The following is a 20,136-nucleotide window of genomic DNA, read 5'->3' as shown; positions in this document are numbered from 1 at the left end:
CCAGCACTTCCCAACCGCCCAGCACTTCCCAACCGCCCAGCGCGAGCGAAGCACCCAGCGCGACTGCGGCGCCCACTGCGGGCGGAACACCCACCGCAGTGCCTAGCGCGAGCGGAACACTCGCCGCGGCCACAGCATCCGCCGCGACCGCAGAGTCCACCGCGACCGGAACGCCCACCGCAACCACAGCGCCCACCGCCGGCGGAACAGCCGGCGCAACCACAGCGCCCACCGGGGGCGAAATGCCCAGCGCGGGTGGTGCCATGCCCAGCCCGACTGGAGCCACGGAAATATCGGGTGCACCGAGCCCGACGGCCGTGACGGGAATTGCCAGCGGCTCGGCGAATCCGGCCACAACAGCCACCTCCGCTACCGGCGTAATCGGGGCGGGAGGAACGGCTGCCAGTTCTGCGGGAGGAACGGCCACCGCCGCAGGGGGACCGACTGCTGCCGCGGGAGGAACGACTGCTGCCGCAGCGGGTACGACTCTTGCCGCGGGAGGAACGACTCTTGCCGCAGGGGGAACGGCTGGTGCCGCTGACGGAGCGGCCACTGCTGCTGCCGCTGCGGCTGGCGGCTCGGGGCCGAAGAAGCGGCGGCGGAACCCGGTCGCGGCGACCGGGCGGGGGATCGCGCGCGGTGCGCGGGCGACCGCGGCCTGGACCCGGCGGCCCTCGGGGCGGCTCATCATCCCCGCCGTCGTGGTGCTGGTGCTGGTGGGTGGGGCGATCGCGGCCGGGGCCTACTACGTACCCAAGAAGCTCAAGGTGTCGCCCACCGCGAGCGCCACGCCGACCTTCGGGGCCGGCGCCGCGGCACCGGTGCCGTCGGCGAGCCAGCCCGGCGTTCCTCCGGGCGACCCGCTCGCCACCGGAGGCGGCCAGGTGACCCAGACCCAGACCCAGCCCGCGGCCGGCGGCATCACCACGACGCAACCGCCGCTCGGTGGCGGTGGCACCGGCCGGCCGGCCGACGTGCTGGCCGGCTGGGCGCAGCAGACCGGCACCCGGGTCGGCATCCCGGTGGTGGCGACGCAGGCGTACGGCTATGCCGAACTGGTGCTCGCGCGCACCATGCCCGGCTGTCACCTGAGCTGGACGACGCTGGCGGCGATCGCCTACGTCGAGTCGGACCACGGGCATTTCCAGAACTCGGTGCTCGGTGCTGACGGCACCGTGTCGCCGCCGATCTACGGTCTGCCGCTCAACGGGCAGGGTGGGCGGCAGATGATCGCGGACACCGATCACGGGGCGCTCGACGGTGACCCGACCTATGACCGGGCGGTCGGTCCGCTGCAGTTCATCCCCTCGACGTGGCAGAAATACAAGGTGGACGCCGACAACAGCGGCGCGGCCGATCCGCAGAACATCAACGATGCGTCACTGACGGCCGGGATCTATTTGTGTCAGGGCGGACGCGACCTGTCCAAGCCGGACGCCTGGCACACCGCGATTTTCTCGTACAACGCGGTTCAGCCGTACGCCGACAAGGTGTTCCAGACCGCTAATGAATATGGTCAGAAGAGCCGGGCGTAGATCCGAACCCACCACTGAACGTGACTGCCCCCACACATTTACGTTGGGGGCACTTCCCTGAAAGTAGTTCTACCGGCAAGCTGTACGGGTGAGGGTGCGTGAATGGGATCCCCGGGCAGCGTCGGCGGGGGAGATCCGATCGCTCGTGGAGACCGTTAACACGGTCCTGGCTGCCGACCTCCCCGACGATCCACGATGGCAGGACGTGCAGGTCAGGGAATACCTGGCCGAGACCGTCCCGGGTGAGCGCCGCATCTGCTGGGTGGCCGAGGACGACCGCCTCCCCGAGGGGGAGAGCGAGATCTTCGCCCATGTCAGCGTCCTGCTGCTCGGCGACATCGGTGTGCTCGAGGTGCTGGTGCGCCCCGATCTGCGCCGCCGCGGGCTGGGCCGGCAGCTGGTCGCGGTCGCGGCCCGCCGGGCCTATCTGGAGGGTTTCTCGACGATCGGTGTGGAGGCGATCGGCGGCACCCCGGCGATCGGCTTCTACGAGGCTCTCGGCTTCGAACGGGAGTACGTCGAGACCCGCAGCGTGCTGACGCTGTCCGGGGTGGACTGGAATTCCCTGCAGGAGATGGGCGAGGGCATCGCACCCGGCTACCGCATCGAATACCTTCCGGGCGGGCCGCCCGACGAGATGCTCGAGGCCTACGCCCAGGCCAAGCTCGAGGCCGAAGACGACGAAGATCTCGATCTGGCGCCGCGCTCGTCCGACCCGCAGCGGCTTCGTGACTCGCTCGACACGTTGCACAAGCGCGGCCTCAAGCCGTACATCGTGCTGGCCACGCACGAGTCGACCGGCGTGGTGGCCGGGCTGACCGAGGTGGTCGTGCCGGCTCAGCACCCCGAGCGCGCCGACCAGTACGACACGATCGTCGTGCGGGACCACCGCGGCTACGGCATCGACCGGGCTCTCAAGGCGCGCATGCTGTTCGAGCTGAAGAGGGCCGAGCCGGGTCTGCGCGAGGTGCAGACCTGGAACGCGCACAACAACGAGTCGATGCTCAAGGTCAACGCCGAGCTGGGTTATCTGCCCGACCGGGACTGGTTCGAGTACGGCGCGGACGTGGCCCAGCTCGTGCAGAGTCTGGAAACGATCATCTAGAAGCGCAGCAGGCGGGCGGCCTCGGTCGCCCAGTAGGTCAGGGTGATCTGCGCGCCCGCCCGCTTGATCGAGGTGAGCGTCTCCAGCATGACCCGCTCCCGGTCGATCCAGCCGTTGGCGGCGGCCGCCTCGACCATCGCGTACTCCCCCGACACCTGGTAGGCGGCGACCGGGATGGTGACCCGCTCCCGCACCGCGGCGATGACGTCGAGGTAGGGCAGGGCGGGCTTGACCATGACGATGTCGGCGCCTTCGGCCACGTCGAGGTCGACCTCGCGCAGCGCCTCCCGAATGTTGGGCGGGTCCTGCTGGTATTGCCGGCGGTCGCCCTGCAGGGTCGATTCGACGGCTTCGCGGAACGGGCCGTAGAACGCGCCCGCGAACTTCGCCGCGTAGGCCAGCACCGAGACGTCCTGGTAGCCGGCCTTGTCGAGGGCGTGCCGCACCACGCCGATCTGGCCGTCCATCATGCCCGACGGCCCGACCATGTGGACCCCGGCCGCAGCCTGCGCCACCGCCATCTCGGCATAAATGGCCAATGTCGCGTCGTTGTCCACCGAGCCGTCGTCGGCGAGCACTCCGCAATGGCCGTGGGAGGTGAACTCATCCAGGCACAGATCGCCCATCACCACGGAGCTGTCGCCGACCTCGGAGATCAGGTCTCGAATGCCGACGTTCAGGATGCCGTCCGGGTCGAGCCCGGCCGACCCGGTTTCGTCCTTGTGCTCGTTCGTGGGCACGCCGAAGAGCATCAGCCCGCCCACCCCCGCTGAAACCGCCTCGTGCGCGGCCTTGCGCAGCGACTCGCGCGAGTGCTGCACGACGCCGGGCAGCGAGCTGATCGGCCGGGGCTCGGTCAGCCCTTCCTTGAGGAAGAGCGGCAGCACGAGCTCGGCCGGCGAGACCCGGGTCTCTTCGACGAGCCGCCGAATGGCCGGGGTGCGGCGGAGGCGACGGGGACGGACATCCGGAAACGACATGGAGAGAACCTCAGCGGAAGCGTAGGGCGGTGGGTCCCTGGACCTTGGAACCCCGGCGCTGCTTGGCCGGCATGGCGGCCAGCTTCTCGCGCAGCTCGATCGCGTACGACGCGAGCGCCTCGACGAGGTCCGGCACCGAGGCGTGCTGGGGCTGGACGTCGACCCGGAGACCGAACTCGGTGGCGGTCTCGGCGGTCTTCGGCCCGATCACCGCGACGACCGTGCGGGCGTGCGGCTTGCCGGCGATGCCGACCAGGTTGCGTACGGTCGAGGACGACGTGAAGAGCACCGCGTCGAACCCGCCCGACTTGATGGCGTCGCGGATCTCGGCCGGCGGCGGAGCCGCGCGGACCGTCCGGTACGCCGTGACGTCGTCGACCTCCCAGCCGCGCTCGATGAGCCCGGCCGCCAGGGTCTCGGTCGCGATGTCGGCCCGCGGGAGCAGCACCCGGCCGACCGGGTCGAGGATCTCGTCGTGCGGGGAGAACTCGGCCAGCAGGCCCTCGCTGGACTGGTCGGTGGCCGGGACGAGCTCGGGCTGGATGCCGAAGGAGCGTACGGCGTCGGCGGTGGCCTCGCCGATGCACGCGATCTTGACGCCGCCGAAGTGCCGGGCGTCGAGACCGTGCTCGTCGAACTTCTCCCAGACCGCGCGGACCGCGTTGACCGAGGTGAAGACCACCCAGGCGTACCGGCCGTCGACCAGGCCCTTGACCGCGCGCTCCATCTGGGCCGGGGTGCGGGGCGGCTCGACGGCAATGGTCGGGACCTCGCACGGGATCGCCCCGTACGCCCGCAGGCGCGCGCTCATCGCGCCGGCCTGCTCCTTGGTCCGCGGGACCAGCACCTTCCAGCCGTAGAGCGGCCGGTTTTCCCACCAGCTCATGCTGTCTCGGGAGGCCACGTCGGAGCCGACCGTCAGGACGACCCGGCCGGTGAAGCCGAGCGCGGCCGCGACGAAGCTGTCGACGGTCGAGGTGGTGGTGTATTGGGTCTCGCCGGTGCCGTCGCCGGTCACGCCGACCGCGGTGCCGGGCTCGACGCCCGCCGCCAGCAGGCCGTCACGGACCGCGGCCAGGTCACCCGCGTCGACCGCCACCGCGAAGCTGCCCTTGAGGGCGGCCGCGGCGAGCGCGTCGAAGTCGAGGGCGGCCACGTCGTCGACGTCGGCGGTGATCCGGACGCCGGGCAGCGGGACGCCGGCGTAGGTGGCGACACCTTCGGCCTGGCCTAGGCCGGGTACGACCTCGAAGTGGACGGCGGTGCGGGCGATCGCCTGCACCTCCTTGACCACCGACTCGTGGCCGAACGGGTCGCCGGCCACCAGGTGGACGGCGGTCAGGCCGCTCTTGGCCGCGGACAGCAGCACGTTGGCGACGTCGCCAGGTGCGCCTTCGGCCGGGCTGAACTGCGCGTCGGCCTTTGCCTCGGCCCGGATCGCGGTCAGCAGGGACTCGGGCACGCTGCGGTCGTACACCACCTGGTCGGCGTCGGTGAGCGCGGCGTGCGCGCGGCGGGTCAGCAGCTCGGGGTCGCCGGGTCCGGCGCCGACGAACGCGATGCGTCCGGCCGGCTTGCGAGCGGTGCGGGTGGTCATGGTGTGCTCCCCATCAGGGTATCGGCGCCGGCGTCGAGGAGCTCGGCGGCGAGTGCTTTGCCGATCTCCGCCGCGTCGGCGGGCGTTCCGGTGCGCGAGAGCCGGATGGCCCGGGCCCCATCGGGGCTGATCACCGCACCGCGCAGGTAGATCTCGTCACCTTGCTCACCTTCGGCAAGCTCGGCGTACGCCGCGACCGGGGCGGAACACCCGGCCTCGAGCGTGGCAAGCATCGCCCGTTCCGCCATGACGGCGGCCCGGGACGGTGCATGGTCGAGCATGGCGAGCAGCTCGACCAGGTCTGCGTCGCCGGAGCGGCACTCGACTGCCAGCGCACCCTGGGCCGGGGCGGGCAGCATGAGCATCGGATCCAGCGTTTCCGTGATCTCGGCCTCGCGGCCGAGACGGGCCACACCGGCCCGGGCGACAACGACGGCGTCGAGGTCGGCTCGGGGGCCGTGCACCCGGGCGATGCGACTGTCGACGTTTCCGCGGATCGGCGTGACCTGCAACTGTAGGCCCAAAGCATGCAGTTGCGCGATTCGGCGCACCGCGCCCGTGCCGATCATCGTCCCGGGCGGGAGCTCGGCGAGGCCGAGGTCGTCCTTGGCGATCAGGGCGTCGCGCGGATCCTGGCGGACGGGCACGGCCGCGATGTGCAGCGCCGGGTGCTCACCCGTCGGCAGGTCTTTGTAGGAGTGCACAGCGAAGTCGATCTCGTCGGCCAGCAGCGCGTCGCGCAGCGCCGAGACGAAGACGCCGACGCCGAGCTGGGCGACCGGGGCGGCGGAGCGGTCGCCGGGGGTGACGACGCGGACCAGCTCGACCGGGCGACCGGTGGCCGCGGTCAGCGCGTCGGCGGTCTGCTGGGACTGGGCCAGCGCCAGGGCGCTGCCCCGCGTGCCGAGACGAAGGGGGACGCTCACGCTTTTCCTCCGATCTCCGGTACGGCGTCTGCCTGCGTGGCGTGTGGAACGTCGAGGTCGAACAGTTCCCGCAGCAGGGCTGCGTACTGATCGCCGCCCGGCTCGGCGGCGAGCTGGCGCACCCGCACGGTCGGCGAGTGCAGCAGCTGCTGAACGACCCGGTGCAGCGTACGGGAAACATCGCCGCGCTGCTCATCCGTGAAATCGGGACGACGCGACCACAGCTTGCGCAGCTCGGCGGTGACCACGTCGTCGGCCCGGGCGCGCAGCGCGGCGACGGTCGGGGCAACGTCGGTGCCGCGCAGCCAGGCCATGAAGTGGCCGACCTCGCCGGCCACGATCTGCTCGACGGCCGCGGTCTCGGCGGCGGCCGGCATCGCGCGGCGGTGCGCGGCCAGGCTGTCCATGTCGATCACGGTGATGCCGTCGACGCCTGTCGCGTCGGGGGCCACGTCGCGGGGCACGGCCAGGTCGAGGACGACCAGGGGTGCGGCCGCCTCGAGGCGGGCCCGGGTGAGCACCGGCGCGGTGGCCGCGGTGGCCGAGACCACCAGGTCGACCTCGCGCAGCGCGGCGTCGAGGTTCTCGAAATCGACGGCGGTCGCGCCGTACGCCGCGGCCAGCCGGTCGGCCCGCGCCGCGCTGCGGTTGGTGACCCGCAGCGGGCCGACGCCGGCCCGGGTGAGCGTGGCGATCGACAGCGCCCCCATCGCACCGGCCCCGATGACCAGCACCGATTTGCCGTCGAGGGTGCCCAGGTGGGACTCGGCGACCTCGAGTGCGGCGGTGACCACGCTCTGGCCGGCCTTGTCGATGCCGGTCTCGGCGTGCGCCCGCTTGCCGACCCGCAGGGCCTGCTGCATCAGCTCGTGCATGAGACGGCCGGCGCTGTCGGCCTCGGTCGCCGCGTGGTAGGCGTCGCGGAGCTGCCCGAGGATCTGGGCCTCGCCGACGACCATCGAGTCGAGACCGGCCGACACCCGGAACGAGTGGCGCACAGCCGCCTCGTCGTAGTGCACGTAGAGGTGGGCGGCCAGCTCGGACGCCGGGATCCCGGACTCCGCCGACAGCACGCTGCAGATGTCGCCGAGACCGCCGTGGAAGCCGCTGACCGCGGCGTAGATCTCCACCCGGTTGCAGGAGGACAGCACGACTGCCTCGCCCACGTACGGCTGGGTGATGAGTTTCTGCAGCAGCGCGGGAACCTCGTCGGCGGCGATCGTCAGCCGCTCGAGGGTCCCGACGTCGGCGGTGCGGTAGGACGCACCGACGCTGAGCAAGTTCACGACCCGACCGCCTCCTGGCCTATGTCCTTCGTGCGACCGCCCGGCAGCGCGGTGAGCGACGCCTTGCGGTGCTCGTGGAAGGAGAGAATCTGCAGCTCGATGGCGAGGTCGACCTTGCGCACGTCGACGTTGGCCGGCACCGAGAGCACGCACGGCGCGAAGTTGAGGATGCTGGTGACGCCCGCGGCGACCAGATCGTCGGCGACCGCCTGGGCCGCGCCGGCCGGGGTGGCGATGACTCCGATCGCGATGGATTCCTCGACCGCGGCCGTGGGTAGTTCGTCGATGTGCCGGACGACCAGACCGTGTATGCGCTCGCCGACCTTGGCCGCGTCGGCGTCGAACAACGCCACGATCTTGAAGCCTCGGCTGGCGAACCCGTCGTACCCGGCGAGGGCGTGACCGAGATTACCGACGCCGACCAGGCAGACCGCCCGGCGTTGGTCGAGCCCGAGCACGAACTCGATCTGCTCGATGAGCAGGCCGACGTCGTAGCCGACACCGCGGGTGCCGTACGACCCGAGGTGGGAGAGGTCCTTGCGGAGCTTGGCCGAGTTCACCCCCGCGGCGGCGGACAGGCCTTCGCTGGAGATCGTGTCTGCCCCGGTCTCGCCCAGGTTGTGCAGGGCGCGAAGGTATTCGGGCAGCCGGGCGATCGTGGCTTCCGGCAGATCCGGAAAGGCCGGCTCCGCGCCGGTGTTGCCGGACGTGCTTCCGTGACGCTGCTGACTCATCTGACTCCGTGCCGACGAGGTGTCTGACCTGCGACGAGCCCTGAGACGCGGTGCCTGCACCGGCTGGACCAGCGGGGCTCTCGAAGGCCCAGAGTAGGCGCTTGTGAAGGCGTGCACAAATCGCGATCTTGACAGGAAGATCCATTTCTGGTTCCTCACGTCACTCTGCGAGTATGCCCGGGCAACCGCCGGCTAAGCCAATTACAGAGAGCGCGCGAGCGCTACCGCCTCGACCAGCGTGTCGGCCACCGGCCGGCCGGAGGCGTACAGCCGGGCCGGAGCGGTGAAACCGCCGGTGTAGAGGACCGCCTTGGCGCCGACCGAGTCGGCCGCCGCGGCGTCGTCCAGGGAGTCGCCGATCAACACCACCTGGTCGCCCCGGACGCTCAGTTCGGCCAGATGATTGGCCAGGTGGCCGGCCTTGAGGTCGCCGCCGACCTCGGTGCGCAGCCCGTCGACCCGGGTGAAGACGCCGGTCAGGCCGTAGGTCTCGATGGCCGGCACCAGTTCGTCGTGGAACCACATGGAGAGCAGCGACTGGCTGCCCGGCCACGACTTGATCGCCGACATCGCGTCGGCGGCCAGGCTCATCGTGGTCAGCCCCAGCCGGTAGGCGTCGTGGAAGATCCGGTCGAGCTCGCCGAACTCCTCCTCGTCGACCGCCCGGCCGAGGACCTCGGCGTAGAAGTCGGCCACCGGACGACGGAACCGGGTGCGGTGCTCGTCGGCGTCGACCGCACGGCCGCCGACCGCGGCGAAGGCGTGGTTGGTCGACGACACCACCAGGCTGAGGTCGTCGAGCAGTGTTCCGTTCCAGTCCCAGACAAGGTGCGTGCGCGTCACGAAGGTCAACCTACAGCCGGGGCTCCCCCGGCTGTCGAGCCAGATCCCGGCGCAGACGCTCTTCCTCGATGCGCCAGTAACCGTGCTCCTTCCCGTCCAGGAGCAGCACCGGAACCCGGTCGCCGTAGTCGCGTTCGAGCTCGATCGACGACTCCACGTCGACCCGCTCCCACTGGCCGGGGGCGATCCGATCGAGGGCCGCCTCGGCATCGGTGCAGAGATGACAGCCCGGCCGGCTGATCAAAGTCAGACGCGTGGTCACCGCAACTCCCTCTTCCTGACTTTGCCGATCGCGGAGTGCGGAAGCTCACCCACCAGCTCGATCGTCGGCAGCTTGAACCGGGCCAGCCGCCCGGCACAGAAGACCCGCAGATCGGTCTCGCTGGGCGGTGGGTCCGCCGCCGCGACGACGTACGCATGGGGCCGCTGACCCGAAGCCGGGTCGTCCACCGCGACCACCGCGGCCTCCGCGACCGAAGGGTGATCACCGAGCACCCGTTCGATCTCCGCCGGGTAGACGTTGAAGCCGTTCACCAGGATCAACTCGCCCAGCCGGTCGACCAGGTGCAGATCGCCGTCACCGTCCGCATAGGCGACGTCACCGGTCGGCCACCATCCGTCGGCGTCCGGCCCGTCGCGGCCGTCCGGCCAATAGCCGCGGAACAGGTTGGGCCCGCGCACCACGATCTCGCCCGGGTCGGTGCCGGCCGTATCGGCGACCGAAAGGTCCAGCTCAGCGAGGTCCTCCTCGGGCGAAGCGGTGCCGTCCTCCCACAGCACGACCCCGTCCGCCGACCGCAGGCGCAGCGACACCCCCGGCAGCGGCCGGCCGATCGAGCCGGTCTTGCCGCGGTCGCTGACCGCCGTGGTGGTGAGCACCGGGGCGGTCTCGGTCAGGCCGTACCCGATCAGGACCGTTTTCCCGGTCGCCGAACTGAAGCGCACCGCCTCTTCGGGCCGCAGCGGCGCCGCACCGCACACCGCGGTGCGCACCGGAGCGAACGCCGAGCGCACACCAGGCTGACCGGCCCACCCCGAGTACATCTGTGGCACACCGATCGTCACGGTGACCTGGTGCGAGGCCATGAGCTCGAGGGACGCCGCCGCGTCGAACCGGTCGAGCAGCACCCCGGTCGCCGCGTGATGCGCGACCGCCGCGAGCCCGGTGTTCAACCCGTAAGCATGAAAGAACGGCATCGCCAGCAGCACGACGTCGTCCGACCCGGCCGGCGGGGGCTCGATCGCATCCAGCTGATCATGGTTGGCGGCCAGCGCCCCATGCGTCAGCATGGCGCCCTTCGGCCGCCCGCTGGTACCCGACGTATAGAGCAGAACCGCAAGATCATCGCGGTTTACCTGCGGCAACGACTCTGCCGCGGCTTCAGGATCAAGATGTACGCGACGTGACTCCCACAACGGCAACGTCGACGTATCGGGCTGTTCGGCAACGATCAGGGCCGCACCGGAATCGGTAAAGGCGAAGTCGAGTTCGTCGGCCCTGTAACCCGGATTGAGCGGCACCGCGACCCGTCCCGCCCGCAGCGTCCCGAAGTAGGCGGCCACGAACTCGAGGGTGTTGCCGAGAACGATCGCCACCCGGTCGCCGGGCCGCGTCCGACCGATCACCCCGGCCGCCGCGGCGGACACCCGGGCGTCCACATCGGCCCAGCTCAGAGTGGTTTCGGCGGTGATCAGCGCGGTCCCGTCGGGCCGGCGCGCGGCGGCCGCGGCCACCGGGTCGCGCGCGGGTTCCTCCACGAGGCCCGAGTCTGGCACAGATCGTGCCCGATAGGTGGATCGCACAGTCTGTCCGTCGCGCGGAACCGAATGTCCGGTCATCGTGGCAGAAGTTCGTTGTGTCTCGTCTGAGGCGCTTCGTGCGTATTTCGCGGAGCGCACACGGTGTGCGACTCCGCGTGCCCGGGGACCGTGATACTTCCCGTCTGTGTAACGGACTCCACACCGAAGGGTGAGGTGGGCTCGGTTTTTGCCGTGCCACCCCACCCGTTTTGCTATGAGTTATAACCCCTCGTCCCGAGGAGGCCGCTGTGCCAAAAAAAGCACGGAAATACTGCGTTTCACCGTCTGGCGGGACGGATTCGCAGTCGAACCAGGCCCGCCGGGGTGAGGAGGCGCAGTGAGTCATGTCTACGCCGGGGACCAGTTCCACGGTCGTCTACCCCTCTCCGAGGGTCTGACCGCTATACGTGAGTCCGTCGACGGCATGATCGTCAACGCGATCCGGGGAGACAGCCCGAAGCGGACCCACAACCGTCAGCCGGTCAACGAACGCATGCCGCCGGGCGGCAACGTCAAACCGATCGGCAACGGCGGCCGGGTGTCGCCGTTCCCACCCGCCCAGCCGGGGCCGGGCCAGCGCAGCAACCTGGGGGACAGCCCGCTGCCGGGCGAAGTCACCGTGGTCGTCCCGGCGCAGAGCACGAGCGGCCCGCCGACCGAGTCGGAGCCGCCGAAATACCCGGCCCGCCCCGACCCGACCGACGCCGCGGCCGAGGTCTGGGCCCTGGTCGAACGCGCTCAGGCGGGGGACTCCGAGGCGTTCGGGCTGATCTACGACCGGTACATCGACACCGTCTTCCGCTTCGTCTACTTCCGGGTCGGCAACCGGCAACTGGCCGAGGACCTGACCTCCGACACCTTCCTGCGGGCCCTCAAGCGGATCGGCAGCTTCACCTGGCAGGGCCGCGATCTCGGTGCATGGCTCGTCACCATCGCCCGCAACCTGGTCGCCGACCACTTCAAGTCGGGCCGCTACCGGCTCGAGGTCACCACCGGCGACGTGCTCGACGCCGACCGCGAGGACCGCGGGCCGGAGGGCAGCCCGGAGTCGGCGGTGGTCGACCACATCACCAACGTCGCCCTGCTCACCGCGGTCAAGCAGCTCAACCCGGAGCAGCAGGAATGCATCGTGCTGCGGTTCCTTCAGGGCTTCTCGGTCGCCGAGACGGCACAGACCATGGGCAAGAACGAGGGCGCGATCAAGGCGCTGCAGTACCGGGCGGTCCGAGCTCTCGCCCGCCTGCTGCCCGAAGGGTTCCAGTGGTGACCCGGGCATCGCACCAGTCGATCTCCGTTACCCGATACCGGGCCTACCGTCCCGTAACCGGGCGGGCGTGTCGCGCGTTTGTCCGGGTGCGACCCCGGACGGCCCTGCCGGCCACCGGTTTTGTCGCTCCCGTCGGCAATATTGCCGACGACACCGACACGAGCGAGGGGAGGTGCCCACGGTGAACTTTGATTTCCTGGACCGGCGGAGCGCCGAGCGCTTCGCGGAGCTTCTCGACGAGAGCAGCGGCGGGCGGCACCACAGCACCCGCGGCACAATCACTCGAGGCGCGGGCAATCGAGGTTCGGCCGACGAGCAGCTCGCCGAACTGGTCGCCATCGGCAGCAGCCTGTCCGCGGCCCGGCCCGGAGTCTCGGTCGACCCCGAGTTCCGCGTCGGCCTGCGGGCCATGCTGGTCGCCACCGCCGAGCGGGACGGCATCGGCCGGACCGCCACCGCGGACGACCACGAGACCGCGACGGCCGTACCGTCTGCCGCATCCGCCAAGAGCGGTTCCCGGTTCGCAGCGCTCGGCCTCCGCGGCCGGCGCATCCGGGCTCGGGGCGCGATCGTCATCGGCGTGGCCGCCGGCGCGATGGCCGTCTCCGGGATCTCCGCGGCGAGCGAGAACGCGGCGCCCGGCGACGCCCTGTACGGCGTCAAGCGCTCCGCCGAGCGGGCCCAGCTGGCGATGGCCGGCTCGGACGTAACGCGAGGCCAGCTGTCACTCGACTTCGCCCGCACCCGGCTCGCCGAGGCGACCGCGCTGCCGGGCGACGCCAAGCAGTTCGGCAGCGTCCTGAACGACATGGACAACTCGACCCGCAGGGGGGTCAGCCTGCTGACCACCTCGGCGGTCACCCGGCACGACACCAAGCCACTGACCACGGTCGACGCCTTCGCCGCGAGTCAGCAGCGGACGTTGAGCCCGGTGCTGGGCAAGCTCGACGAGACCAACCGCACCCGGGCGCTGGCCTCGATCAACCTGCTCGAGGCCGTGCAACAGCGGGTCGACGACCTGCGCGGCGGGCTGAGCTGCTCGTCGGTCAGCCCGATCGGCACCGACCTGCTCGGGCCGAAGCTGCACGCCTGCGCGACCCAGCCCAACAACGACTCGACCTCCAGCCGGCCGAGCGGGCACAGCGGCAAGCTGAGCGGACGGTCACCGCGGGAGGGCACTTCGGCGCGCCCGAGGCGTACGGCATCACCCGCCGCAAGCAACGGCACCAGGCCGGCCACCGCCGAGCCGCCGGTTTCCACCAAGGCCGCCACCTCGGGCGCGGACACCATGGACGGCGGCGTCGTGCCGGACGTCCTCGCGCCCGGCATCGCACCGAACGGCATCGCGCCGAACGATCTGGTTCCGAGCGACGCCGCGGTCCCCGCCCCGACGACCACCGTCGACAAGGGCAAGGGCGTTCTCGGTGGGCTGCTGGGCGGGATCCTGGGCAGCAACTGAGACGTGGCGAGGGGCGGTCATCCGGTCTGATACCGGGTCCGCCCCTCACTCGTCACTATAAGCTCGTCAGATGCCGAACGGGTCGGGGCGCTTCTCCAGCAACTCGTGCAACGTGGCCTGGATCGTCTCGCGCACCTGGTCGGCGAGGTTGTAGACAACCATCGGGTCGTCGGCGTACTCCCGCAGATGAGCGGTCGGGATCGGCTCGCAGAACTGGATCATCCACTTGCTGGGCAACGGCACCAGACCCAGCGGCCCCAGCCAGGGAAACGTCGGCGTCACCGGGAAATAGGGGATGCCGAGCAGGCGGGCCAGCGGCTTGACGTCGGCCAGGATCGGATAGATCTCCTCGGCGCCGATGATCGCCACCGGCACGATCGGGGTGCCGGTGCGCAGCGCGGCCGAGACGAACCCGCCCCGCCCGAAACGCTGCAGCTTGTAGCGGTCGGCGAACCGCTTGCCGATGCCCTTGAAACCCTCCGGGAAGACGCCGACCAGGTCGCCCTGGGTCATCAGACGCTCGGCGTCGGGGTTGCAGGCGACGGTCGCGCCCGACTTGCGGGCCAGCTCACTCAGGAACGGCACCCGGAACACCAGGTCGGCGCCGAGCAGACGCAGGTGCCGCTCGCGCGGGTGATGGTCGCGGATCGCCACCGTCAGCATCAGCGCGTCGACGGCCAGCGTGCCGGAGTGATTTCCGACGATCAGCCCGCCGCCGTCGGCCGGCACGTGCTCGATGCCGAAGACCTCGGTGCGGAACCAGTCGCGATAGAGCACCCGCAGCAGCGGCTGGAAGACCGCGTCGGTCAACTCGCGGTCGAAGCCGAAGTCGTCCACCTCGTACGCCCCGGCCAGCCGCCGGCGCAGGAACGCCAGCGCCCCCGCAACCCGCTGATCCCAGACGTCGATCGGGTCGGCGCCGGTCGCCTCTCCCACTGGGTCACCCGGAGAGTTCGCGGCCACTTCGCCGGCACCAACCGGCTTCTCGGGGATCGGACGCCGCCCGTTGACCTTTCGCGGAGCAGCCGGCTCGGGCAGCCTGAAGTCGGCGTGACCGGGCAATGTCTCGTGGTATTCGTCCTGGCTCACGCCCGCTCCCCTCCCCGGGCTGCCCCACCCGCGGCGGCGGGCTCGGTGGCGGCGGCGCGGAGGCGGCGGACGCCGTCGAGGATCGCGTGCTCGGCGGCGGCCAGCCGGTCGGCGGTCAGTGAGGAGCCGTTGGCGTGGCCGCGGATGAAGTCGTCGAACGCCTCCGCCGTGCTGCGCGGCGTGAAGCCGAACTCGCGTACGAGCTTGGTGGTGTCCACGACCCGGCCGTGCACGAAGAGGTCGATCTGATCCAGGCCGATCTGGCCGATGCCGACGTTGCGAGCCACCGCGGCCACCGTCGACAGCGTGCCCTCGGGCAGCGGCAGCGCGAGCCGGCCCGCCCGGCGTACGGCCTGGGAGAGCGCGAGCACCCCGGCCCCGGCCACGTTGAAGGTGCCCGGATGGTCCTCGATCACCGATCGGTGCAGGATCTCGAGGGCATCGTCGACGTGCACGAACTGCAGCCGGGCGTCGCGACCGAACACGGTCGGCACCATCGGCTGGGAGAAGTATCGCGTCAGCGTCGTGTTGGCAGTCGAACTGATGAACGGCGCGAACCGCAGCACGGTCGCACCGACCCGCGGCCGGCGGCGGCGGAACCCGCGGACGTAGCCCTCGACGTCGAGGATGTCGCGCGCGAACGAGCCGCGCGGCACCGCCCGGGGCTCGGTGTCCTCGGTGAACACGGCCGGGTCGCGGAACGAGGCGCCGTACGCCGCGGTGGACGAGCGCACGACGAGCTTGCGCAGGGTCGGAACGCCCTGGGCGGCCGCGAGCATCTGCATCGTGCCGATGACGTTCTGCTCTTTCATCGCCGAGCGCCCGCCGTGCTGCGGATCGGGCGCGCTAGTGACCGCGAGGTGCACGATCGCCTCGGCGCCCAGGTCGGCGAGCGCGCCACTGGCCGCGCGCGCGTCGGCCCGGATCAGCTCGACGTCGCCCAGCAGGCCGGCGAGGGCCGTGGGCGGCTCGTGCGGATCCAGGCCGATGACACGCTCGACCCGAGGGTCGGCGGCAAGACGCGCAGCCACGCTGGCGCCGAGGAACCGGCTGACTCCGGTGACCACGACGACACGGGGCGGTGAGGTCACCACGGGCGAACCTTCCGATGCTTCAGGCACGGTCGCTTCAGGCACGGCAGGTGTAGGCAAGTGAAGGCGGGAACGGCCGGGCGTGCGCCCGGCCGGCCGTCACTTGCCGAGACGGCGACGCTGGACGCGGGTCTTGCGCAGCAGCTTGCGGTGCTTCTTCTTCGCCATACGCTTGCGGCGCTTCTTGACCACGGAGCCCATACGAAAAGCCTCTCGAAACCATGTGGGTCGAACCCGGGCGTGCCAGCCGGCACGGTCCGCATTCGATCTGGACGGCGTCCCGGTCATGGCCGCCGCTCGCGGGGAGCGGGCATCCGACCGGGAACCAACCGCACCAGCGTACCGGCCGTCGGCGTACGGGGCCAAAAGGGCCCCGGCAGTCACACCGACGGCCTTGCTTACTGCGCCGTCACGCCGTCTGGGAGAAGGCGCCGCGGAGGTACTCGTGGACCGCGTGCTCGGGCACGCGGAAGGAACGGCCGACCCGGACGGCGGTCAGGTCGCCGCCGTGCACCAGCCGATAGACGGTCATCTTGGAGACCCGCATCAGAGCGGCCACCTCGGCAACGGTCAGGAACCGCACCTCGGAGAGCCCCTCGGTCTGGGCTGGACCCGTCATGTCGTTCGCACCGATCCTTTCGCGGGCACGTGCCGCCGCGGCATGAGATGACCTGCGGCGGGAGCGAAAACGTGCGTGTCATCCGAACGGTATCGATACGGCTGTGACCAACGCGATGCGTTCCGTGAAATGCCTTCAAAAAGTCAAGCCCGACACACGAGGAATGTCGGGTTATGACCGAAAATTTATTGGCGTTGGGTGAGAGAGCGGACGACCAGAGTGACGTTGGAGGGCCGCTCTGCGAACCGCCGCATCAGGTACGGGTACCACTGGTGGCCGTACGGCAGGTAGATGCGGACGACGTTGCCGCCGGCCGCCAGGCGGGCCTGCTCCTCCGGACGGACACCGTGCAGGAACTGAAACTCGTACTCATCGGCGGCCCGGTCGAACCAGCGCGCCCGGTCCTCCGCGATCGCGATCAGCCGCGGATCGTGAGTGGCGACCATCGGGTAGCCCTCACCCGACATCAGGATGTTGAGGCAGCGCACGAACGACTTGTCGACGTCGAGCGCGTCCTGGAAAGCCACCGACTCAGGCTCCGAATAGGCGCCCTTGCACAGCCGCACCCGGGAGCCGGGAGTCGCCAACTCGCGGCAGTCCCCCTCCGTACGCCGGAGGTAGGCCTGCAGCACCGCACCCGTGTCGGGGAACTCTTTGCGCAGTTCGAAGAGGATCTCGAGGGTCGAGTCGGTGCCGGCGTGGTCCTCGGCGTCGAGCGTCACCGCCGTACCCGCCTCGGAAGCCGCCGCGCAGATCTCCGACGCGTACTCCAAAGCGAGCCGGTCGTCGAGCCGCCGGCCGACCGCCGAGAGTTTGACGCTGACCTCGGCGGCGGGCGTCAGCCCGGCGCCCTTGAGCCGCCGCAGCAGGGCCACATATTGGTCCTTGACCGCCCGGGCCTGCTCCGCGGTGGTGGTCTCGGCGCTCAGGTAGTCGACCGTGATCGTGAGACCGTCGTCGACGAGACCCCGGGCGGTGGCCACGGCCTCCTCGGCGTCGTCCCCGGCAATGAAACGACGGACCAGGGATCGGCTGGCCGGCACGGCGCCGACCAGGCGTTCCAGCCGGGACGAACGCGCGGCGGCGAGAAACACGGAACGGAGCATGGGGCGAGCGTATCGCCAGAAGCTGTCCGGTTCGCGGCACTGTGGGTGCGTCACGGCGCGGCTGTACGACCGACCGGTGTCCGTGCGGGACAGGTGCGGTTACCTTTGTCGAGTGAACTTCGATGCGTACGCCCGCACCGCGGTCGACCTCGTCAACGCGGACATGGACGAGCTCGCCGGGCTGCAGGCCGTCTTCGCCGACGACCAGGCCTGGATGCGCGACGAGGTCGGCGAGAAGGACCTCGCGGTCTTCCGCCGGGCCAAGCGCCGGCTGCGCGAGGTTTTCGAGTACGGCACCTCCGGCCGCGACATCGACGCGGTCAACGAACTCAACTCGCTGCTCGAGGCGTTCCCGGTCCAGCCACGCATCTCCGGGCACGACGCCAGCGACTGGCACATGCACGTGACCAGCCGCGGCTCCTCGGTCAGCGCCGAATACCTGGCCGGCGCGGTCTGGGGCCTGTCGGTGTGGCTGTGCGAGTACGGCAGCGCCCGCTTCGGCATCTGCGCCGACGAGCGCTGCCGCAACGTCTATCTCGACACGTCTTCCAACAACTGCCGGCGGTTCTGCTCGGAGCGCTGCGCCACCCGCTCCCACGTGGCCGCGCACAGAGCCCGCAAACGAGCTGTGCTTACCGGCTGAGTTTGCTGGCTGAGTTTGCTGGCTGAGTTTGCTGGCTGAGTTTGCTGGCTCCGCTTCGCTCCGCGGGTGATTGCCTGGGATCCGGTGTCATCGGAGATGATTTTCTGCCGCCCGCAAAAACCACGGGCGGCAGAAAATCAGCTGCGATAACACCGGCGGCAATCACCGAGCTGTGGTAGCTCAGACCCCTGTGTGGTGACTCAGGCCGTGGGTGGTGAACCCTCAGGCGCTTGTTGTTGCGGGGGCTGCTGACTGGGCTGGGGCCAGGTGGCGGCGGGCGAAGGCCAGGGACTCGCGCAGGTCGGCCTCGCGGGCGGCGCGGCTCGGCGCCTTGCGGGTCGAGACCTCGACCGCGACCGAGCCGGTGAAACCGCGCGCGGCCAGCGTTCGCAGCACCTCGGCGCACGGCTGGCTGCCCCGGCCCGGCACCAGATGCTCGTCGCGGGCCTCGCCGGTGCCGTCACCCAGATGCACGTGCCGCAGACCGGCACCCATCTTGTCGGCCATCGCCAGCGAATCGATGCGCGCGGCCGCGCAGTGCGACAGGTCGAGGGTGTACGCGTCGAAGCCCACCTCGGTCGGATCCCAGCCCGGCGTGTACGGCACGAACCAGCGCCCCGCCATCTTCACCGGGAACATGTTTTCGATCGCGAAGGTGATGTCGGGGTGCTTGGCCTGCATCTTGGCCAGCCCGGGAACGAAGTTTTTGGCATAGTCGCGCTGCCAGCTGAACGGCGGGTGCACGACCACGGTCGGCGCACCGAGCGACTCGGCGAGCTGGGCGGCCCGGTTGAGCCGCTCCCACGGGTCAGGGCTCCAGACACGCTGGGTCACCAACAGGCAGGGGGCGTGGACCGAGAGGACGGGCACGTCGTAGTGCTCGGCCAGGCCCTTCAGGGCGCCGGCGTCCTGGCTGACCCGATCGGTCCAGACCATGACCTCGATCCCGTCGTAACCCACCGTCGCGGCCATCTCGAACGCGGCCGCGGTCGGCTCGGGGAAGACCGACGAGCTGGACAGCAGGACGGGGACACGGGAACTCACAGGGTCAAGGGTAGACCCGTCCGTCCCCCACGCAGCCCCACGAGGAGGGTAAATGCTGTCATACCGGGCGCCAACGGTGTGCACGTCACCTGCACGCGTACGCTGTCGCGAGTGAGTCGCCGTGACCAGATCCGCAGCGCCCGCGCCGCCGCGGCCGCCGCCCGAGCCGACGAGGTCGATCTCGACTTCCCTCGCGAATGGATCGAATTCCTCGACCCCGACGACGAGCAGCACCTCGTCCGGGCCGACCTGACCTGGCTGCTGTCCCGCTGGACGTGCGTGTTCGGCTCCGCCTGCCACGGCATCGTGGCCGGACGGGCCCAGGAGGGCTGCTGCACGCACGGTGCGTTCTTCACCGACCCCGACGACGAAAACCGGGTGAAGGCGGCCGCGGCCAAGCTCGTCCCGGAAAACTGGCAGCACTACCGGCGCGGTTTCAAGAACTACACCGAGATGGACACCATCGACGGTTCGAAACCGGCCCGGCGTACGGCGATCCGCACCGACGACGGCCCGTGCGTCTTCCTTAACGACCCCGACTTCGTGGGCGGGGGCGGCTGCGCCCTGCACGCCCAGGCCCTGCGCGACGGCGTGCACCCGCTGACCTACAAGCCGGACGTCTGCTGGCAGCTGCCGGTCCGCCGCGAACAGGACTGGGTCAGCCGCCCCGACGGCACCAAAATCCTCCAGTCGACGCTGACCGAGTTCGACCGCCGCGGCTGGGGTCCGGGCGGCCACGACCTCGACTGGTGGTGCACCTCGTCCCCCGACGCCCACGTCGGCGCCGACCCGATGTACGTCTCGTACGCGCCGGAGCTGACCGCCCTGATCGGCGAATCGGCGTACCGCAAGCTGGCCGAACTCTGCGACGCCCGCATCAAGTCGGGCCTGATCGCGATCCACCCGGCCACCGCCAAGGCGGCCGAGCGGGCCCTGCCCCGCGAAAGCGGCGGCCGGGAGCCCGCGACGCCCCCTTCTCAGCCTTCTCAGCGCGTTTGACAGCTGGAGCTCT

At 70.5% G+C, this 20,136-nt stretch carries 20 protein-coding genes and 1 pseudogene; 6 read left to right on the top strand and 15 right to left on the bottom strand.

Translation table 11 applies throughout. The features are described from left to right. Window positions 1-355: pseudogene (locus ACIA5C_RS26950) on the bottom strand (hypothetical protein); the annotation flags it as partial. A 346-nt stretch (window positions 356-701) separates the two neighbouring features. Here ACIA5C_RS26950 and ACIA5C_RS26945 point away from each other — a divergent pair. Both ACIA5C_RS26945 and ACIA5C_RS26940 read left to right on the top strand, forming a co-directional pair. Continuing rightward, complete coding sequence (locus ACIA5C_RS26945; protein WP_396059294.1) at window positions 702-1,535, top strand: lytic transglycosylase domain-containing protein; 834 nt, start codon at window positions 702-704, stop codon at window positions 1,533-1,535. 88 nt (window positions 1,536-1,623) lie between these two features. Beyond that, entirely contained in the window at window positions 1,624-2,640 is a 1,017-nt protein-coding gene (locus tag ACIA5C_RS26940) for a GNAT family N-acetyltransferase (protein ID WP_396059292.1), read from the top strand. On the opposite strand, the gene hemB is transcribed toward ACIA5C_RS26940, so the two are convergent. The 8 genes from hemB to ACIA5C_RS26900 all read right to left on the bottom strand — a co-directional run bounded on the left by hemB (window position 2,637) and on the right by ACIA5C_RS26900 (window position 10,764). After that, the gene (gene hemB / locus ACIA5C_RS26935; RefSeq protein ID WP_396059290.1) at window positions 2,637-3,620 is read right to left on the bottom strand and encodes a porphobilinogen synthase; all 984 of its coding nucleotides are present in this window, start codon (window positions 3,618-3,620) and stop codon (window positions 2,637-2,639) included. The two genes, ACIA5C_RS26940 and hemB, sit on opposite strands and share 4 nt — an antisense overlap. 10 nt (window positions 3,621-3,630) lie before the next feature. After that, window positions 3,631-5,217, bottom strand: a complete 1,587-nt coding sequence (locus ACIA5C_RS26930; protein ID WP_396059288.1) for a uroporphyrinogen-III synthase — start codon at window positions 5,215-5,217, stop codon at window positions 3,631-3,633. After that, window positions 5,214-6,143 (bottom strand): hydroxymethylbilane synthase, encoded by a 930-nt coding sequence (gene hemC / locus ACIA5C_RS26925; RefSeq protein WP_396059286.1) that lies wholly within the window; start codon window positions 6,141-6,143, stop codon window positions 5,214-5,216. The genes ACIA5C_RS26930 and hemC overlap by 4 nt, the downstream gene beginning before the upstream one ends. Then, complete coding sequence (locus tag ACIA5C_RS26920; protein WP_396059284.1) at window positions 6,140-7,429, bottom strand: glutamyl-tRNA reductase; 1,290 nt, start codon at window positions 7,427-7,429, stop codon at window positions 6,140-6,142. The genes hemC and ACIA5C_RS26920 overlap by 4 nt, the downstream gene beginning before the upstream one ends. Continuing rightward, window positions 7,426-8,163 carry a redox-sensing transcriptional repressor Rex gene (locus ACIA5C_RS26915; protein WP_396059282.1) on the bottom strand — a complete coding sequence of 246 codons (738 nt, stop codon included), beginning with the start codon at window positions 8,161-8,163 and terminating at the stop codon, window positions 7,426-7,428. The genes ACIA5C_RS26920 and ACIA5C_RS26915 overlap by 4 nt, the downstream gene beginning before the upstream one ends. A 201-nt stretch (window positions 8,164-8,364) precedes the next feature. Further along, complete coding sequence (locus tag ACIA5C_RS26910; protein WP_396059280.1) at window positions 8,365-9,006, bottom strand: HAD family hydrolase; 642 nt, start codon at window positions 9,004-9,006, stop codon at window positions 8,365-8,367. Between the two features lie 10 nt (window positions 9,007-9,016). Beyond that, window positions 9,017-9,268, bottom strand: a complete 252-nt coding sequence (locus ACIA5C_RS26905; protein ID WP_396059278.1) for a glutaredoxin family protein — start codon at window positions 9,266-9,268, stop codon at window positions 9,017-9,019. Next, on the bottom strand, window positions 9,265-10,764 hold the full coding sequence (locus ACIA5C_RS26900; RefSeq protein ID WP_396059276.1) for an AMP-binding protein: 1,500 nt from the start codon (window positions 10,762-10,764) through the stop codon (window positions 9,265-9,267). The genes ACIA5C_RS26905 and ACIA5C_RS26900 overlap by 4 nt, the downstream gene beginning before the upstream one ends. A 379-nt stretch (window positions 10,765-11,143) precedes the next feature. Here ACIA5C_RS26900 and ACIA5C_RS26895 point away from each other — a divergent pair, with 379 nt between their 5' ends. Both ACIA5C_RS26895 and ACIA5C_RS26890 read left to right on the top strand, forming a co-directional pair. Continuing rightward, window positions 11,144-12,073: an ECF subfamily RNA polymerase sigma factor, BldN family gene (locus tag ACIA5C_RS26895; protein ID WP_396059274.1), complete on the top strand. Its 930-nt coding sequence runs from the start codon at window positions 11,144-11,146 to the stop codon at window positions 12,071-12,073. Window positions 12,074-12,254: 181 nt separating this feature from the next. Then, complete coding sequence (locus ACIA5C_RS26890; RefSeq protein ID WP_396059273.1) at window positions 12,255-13,532, top strand: DUF5667 domain-containing protein; 1,278 nt, start codon at window positions 12,255-12,257, stop codon at window positions 13,530-13,532. A 66-nt stretch (window positions 13,533-13,598) separates the two neighbouring features. Here the strand turns inward: ACIA5C_RS26890 and ACIA5C_RS26885 are convergent, their stop codons facing one another. From ACIA5C_RS26885 to ACIA5C_RS26865, 5 genes are all read right to left on the bottom strand, one after another. Further along, on the bottom strand, window positions 13,599-14,621 hold the full coding sequence (locus tag ACIA5C_RS26885) for a lysophospholipid acyltransferase family protein (protein WP_396059272.1): 1,023 nt from the start codon (window positions 14,619-14,621) through the stop codon (window positions 13,599-13,601). Next, the gene (locus ACIA5C_RS26880; protein WP_396059270.1) at window positions 14,618-15,715 is read right to left on the bottom strand and encodes an NAD-dependent epimerase/dehydratase family protein; all 1,098 of its coding nucleotides are present in this window, start codon (window positions 15,713-15,715) and stop codon (window positions 14,618-14,620) included. Before ACIA5C_RS26880 ends, ACIA5C_RS26885 begins: the two co-directional genes overlap by 4 nt. Window positions 15,716-15,811: 96 nt before the next feature. After that, window positions 15,812-15,913 (bottom strand): 30S ribosomal protein bS22, encoded by a 102-nt coding sequence (locus ACIA5C_RS26875; RefSeq protein WP_007465623.1) that lies wholly within the window; start codon window positions 15,911-15,913, stop codon window positions 15,812-15,814. A gap of 208 nt (window positions 15,914-16,121) precedes the next feature. After that, entirely contained in the window at window positions 16,122-16,331 is a 210-nt protein-coding gene (locus ACIA5C_RS26870; protein ID WP_364097062.1) for a helix-turn-helix domain-containing protein, read from the bottom strand. Between the two features lie 185 nt (window positions 16,332-16,516). Continuing rightward, window positions 16,517-17,437, bottom strand: coding sequence for a proline dehydrogenase family protein (locus tag ACIA5C_RS26865; protein ID WP_396059267.1), 921 nt, complete (start codon window positions 17,435-17,437; stop codon window positions 16,517-16,519). Window positions 17,438-17,549: 112 nt separating this feature from the next. Here ACIA5C_RS26865 and ACIA5C_RS26860 point away from each other — a divergent pair, with 112 nt between their 5' ends. Further along, window positions 17,550-18,080, top strand: a complete 531-nt coding sequence (locus ACIA5C_RS26860; protein ID WP_396059265.1) for a CGNR zinc finger domain-containing protein — start codon at window positions 17,550-17,552, stop codon at window positions 18,078-18,080. 222 nt (window positions 18,081-18,302) lie between these two features. Here ACIA5C_RS26860 and ACIA5C_RS26855 read toward each other — a convergent pair whose 3' ends face one another. After that, window positions 18,303-19,124 (bottom strand): sugar phosphate isomerase/epimerase family protein, encoded by an 822-nt coding sequence (locus ACIA5C_RS26855; protein WP_396059263.1) that lies wholly within the window; start codon window positions 19,122-19,124, stop codon window positions 18,303-18,305. A 111-nt stretch (window positions 19,125-19,235) separates the two neighbouring features. Between ACIA5C_RS26855 and ACIA5C_RS26850 the strand changes: the two genes are divergently transcribed. After that, window positions 19,236-20,123, top strand: coding sequence for a hypothetical protein (locus ACIA5C_RS26850; protein WP_396059261.1), 888 nt, complete (start codon window positions 19,236-19,238; stop codon window positions 20,121-20,123). Window positions 20,124-20,136 lie beyond the last annotated feature (13 nt).

It is taken from the genome of Actinoplanes sp. NPDC051343 (assembly GCF_044455125.1).
GTDB lineage: Bacteria > Actinomycetota > Actinomycetes > Mycobacteriales > Micromonosporaceae > Actinoplanes.
The sequence above is the reverse complement of the archived record's forward strand: the minus strand, read 5'-3'. Positions and strand labels throughout refer to the sequence as shown.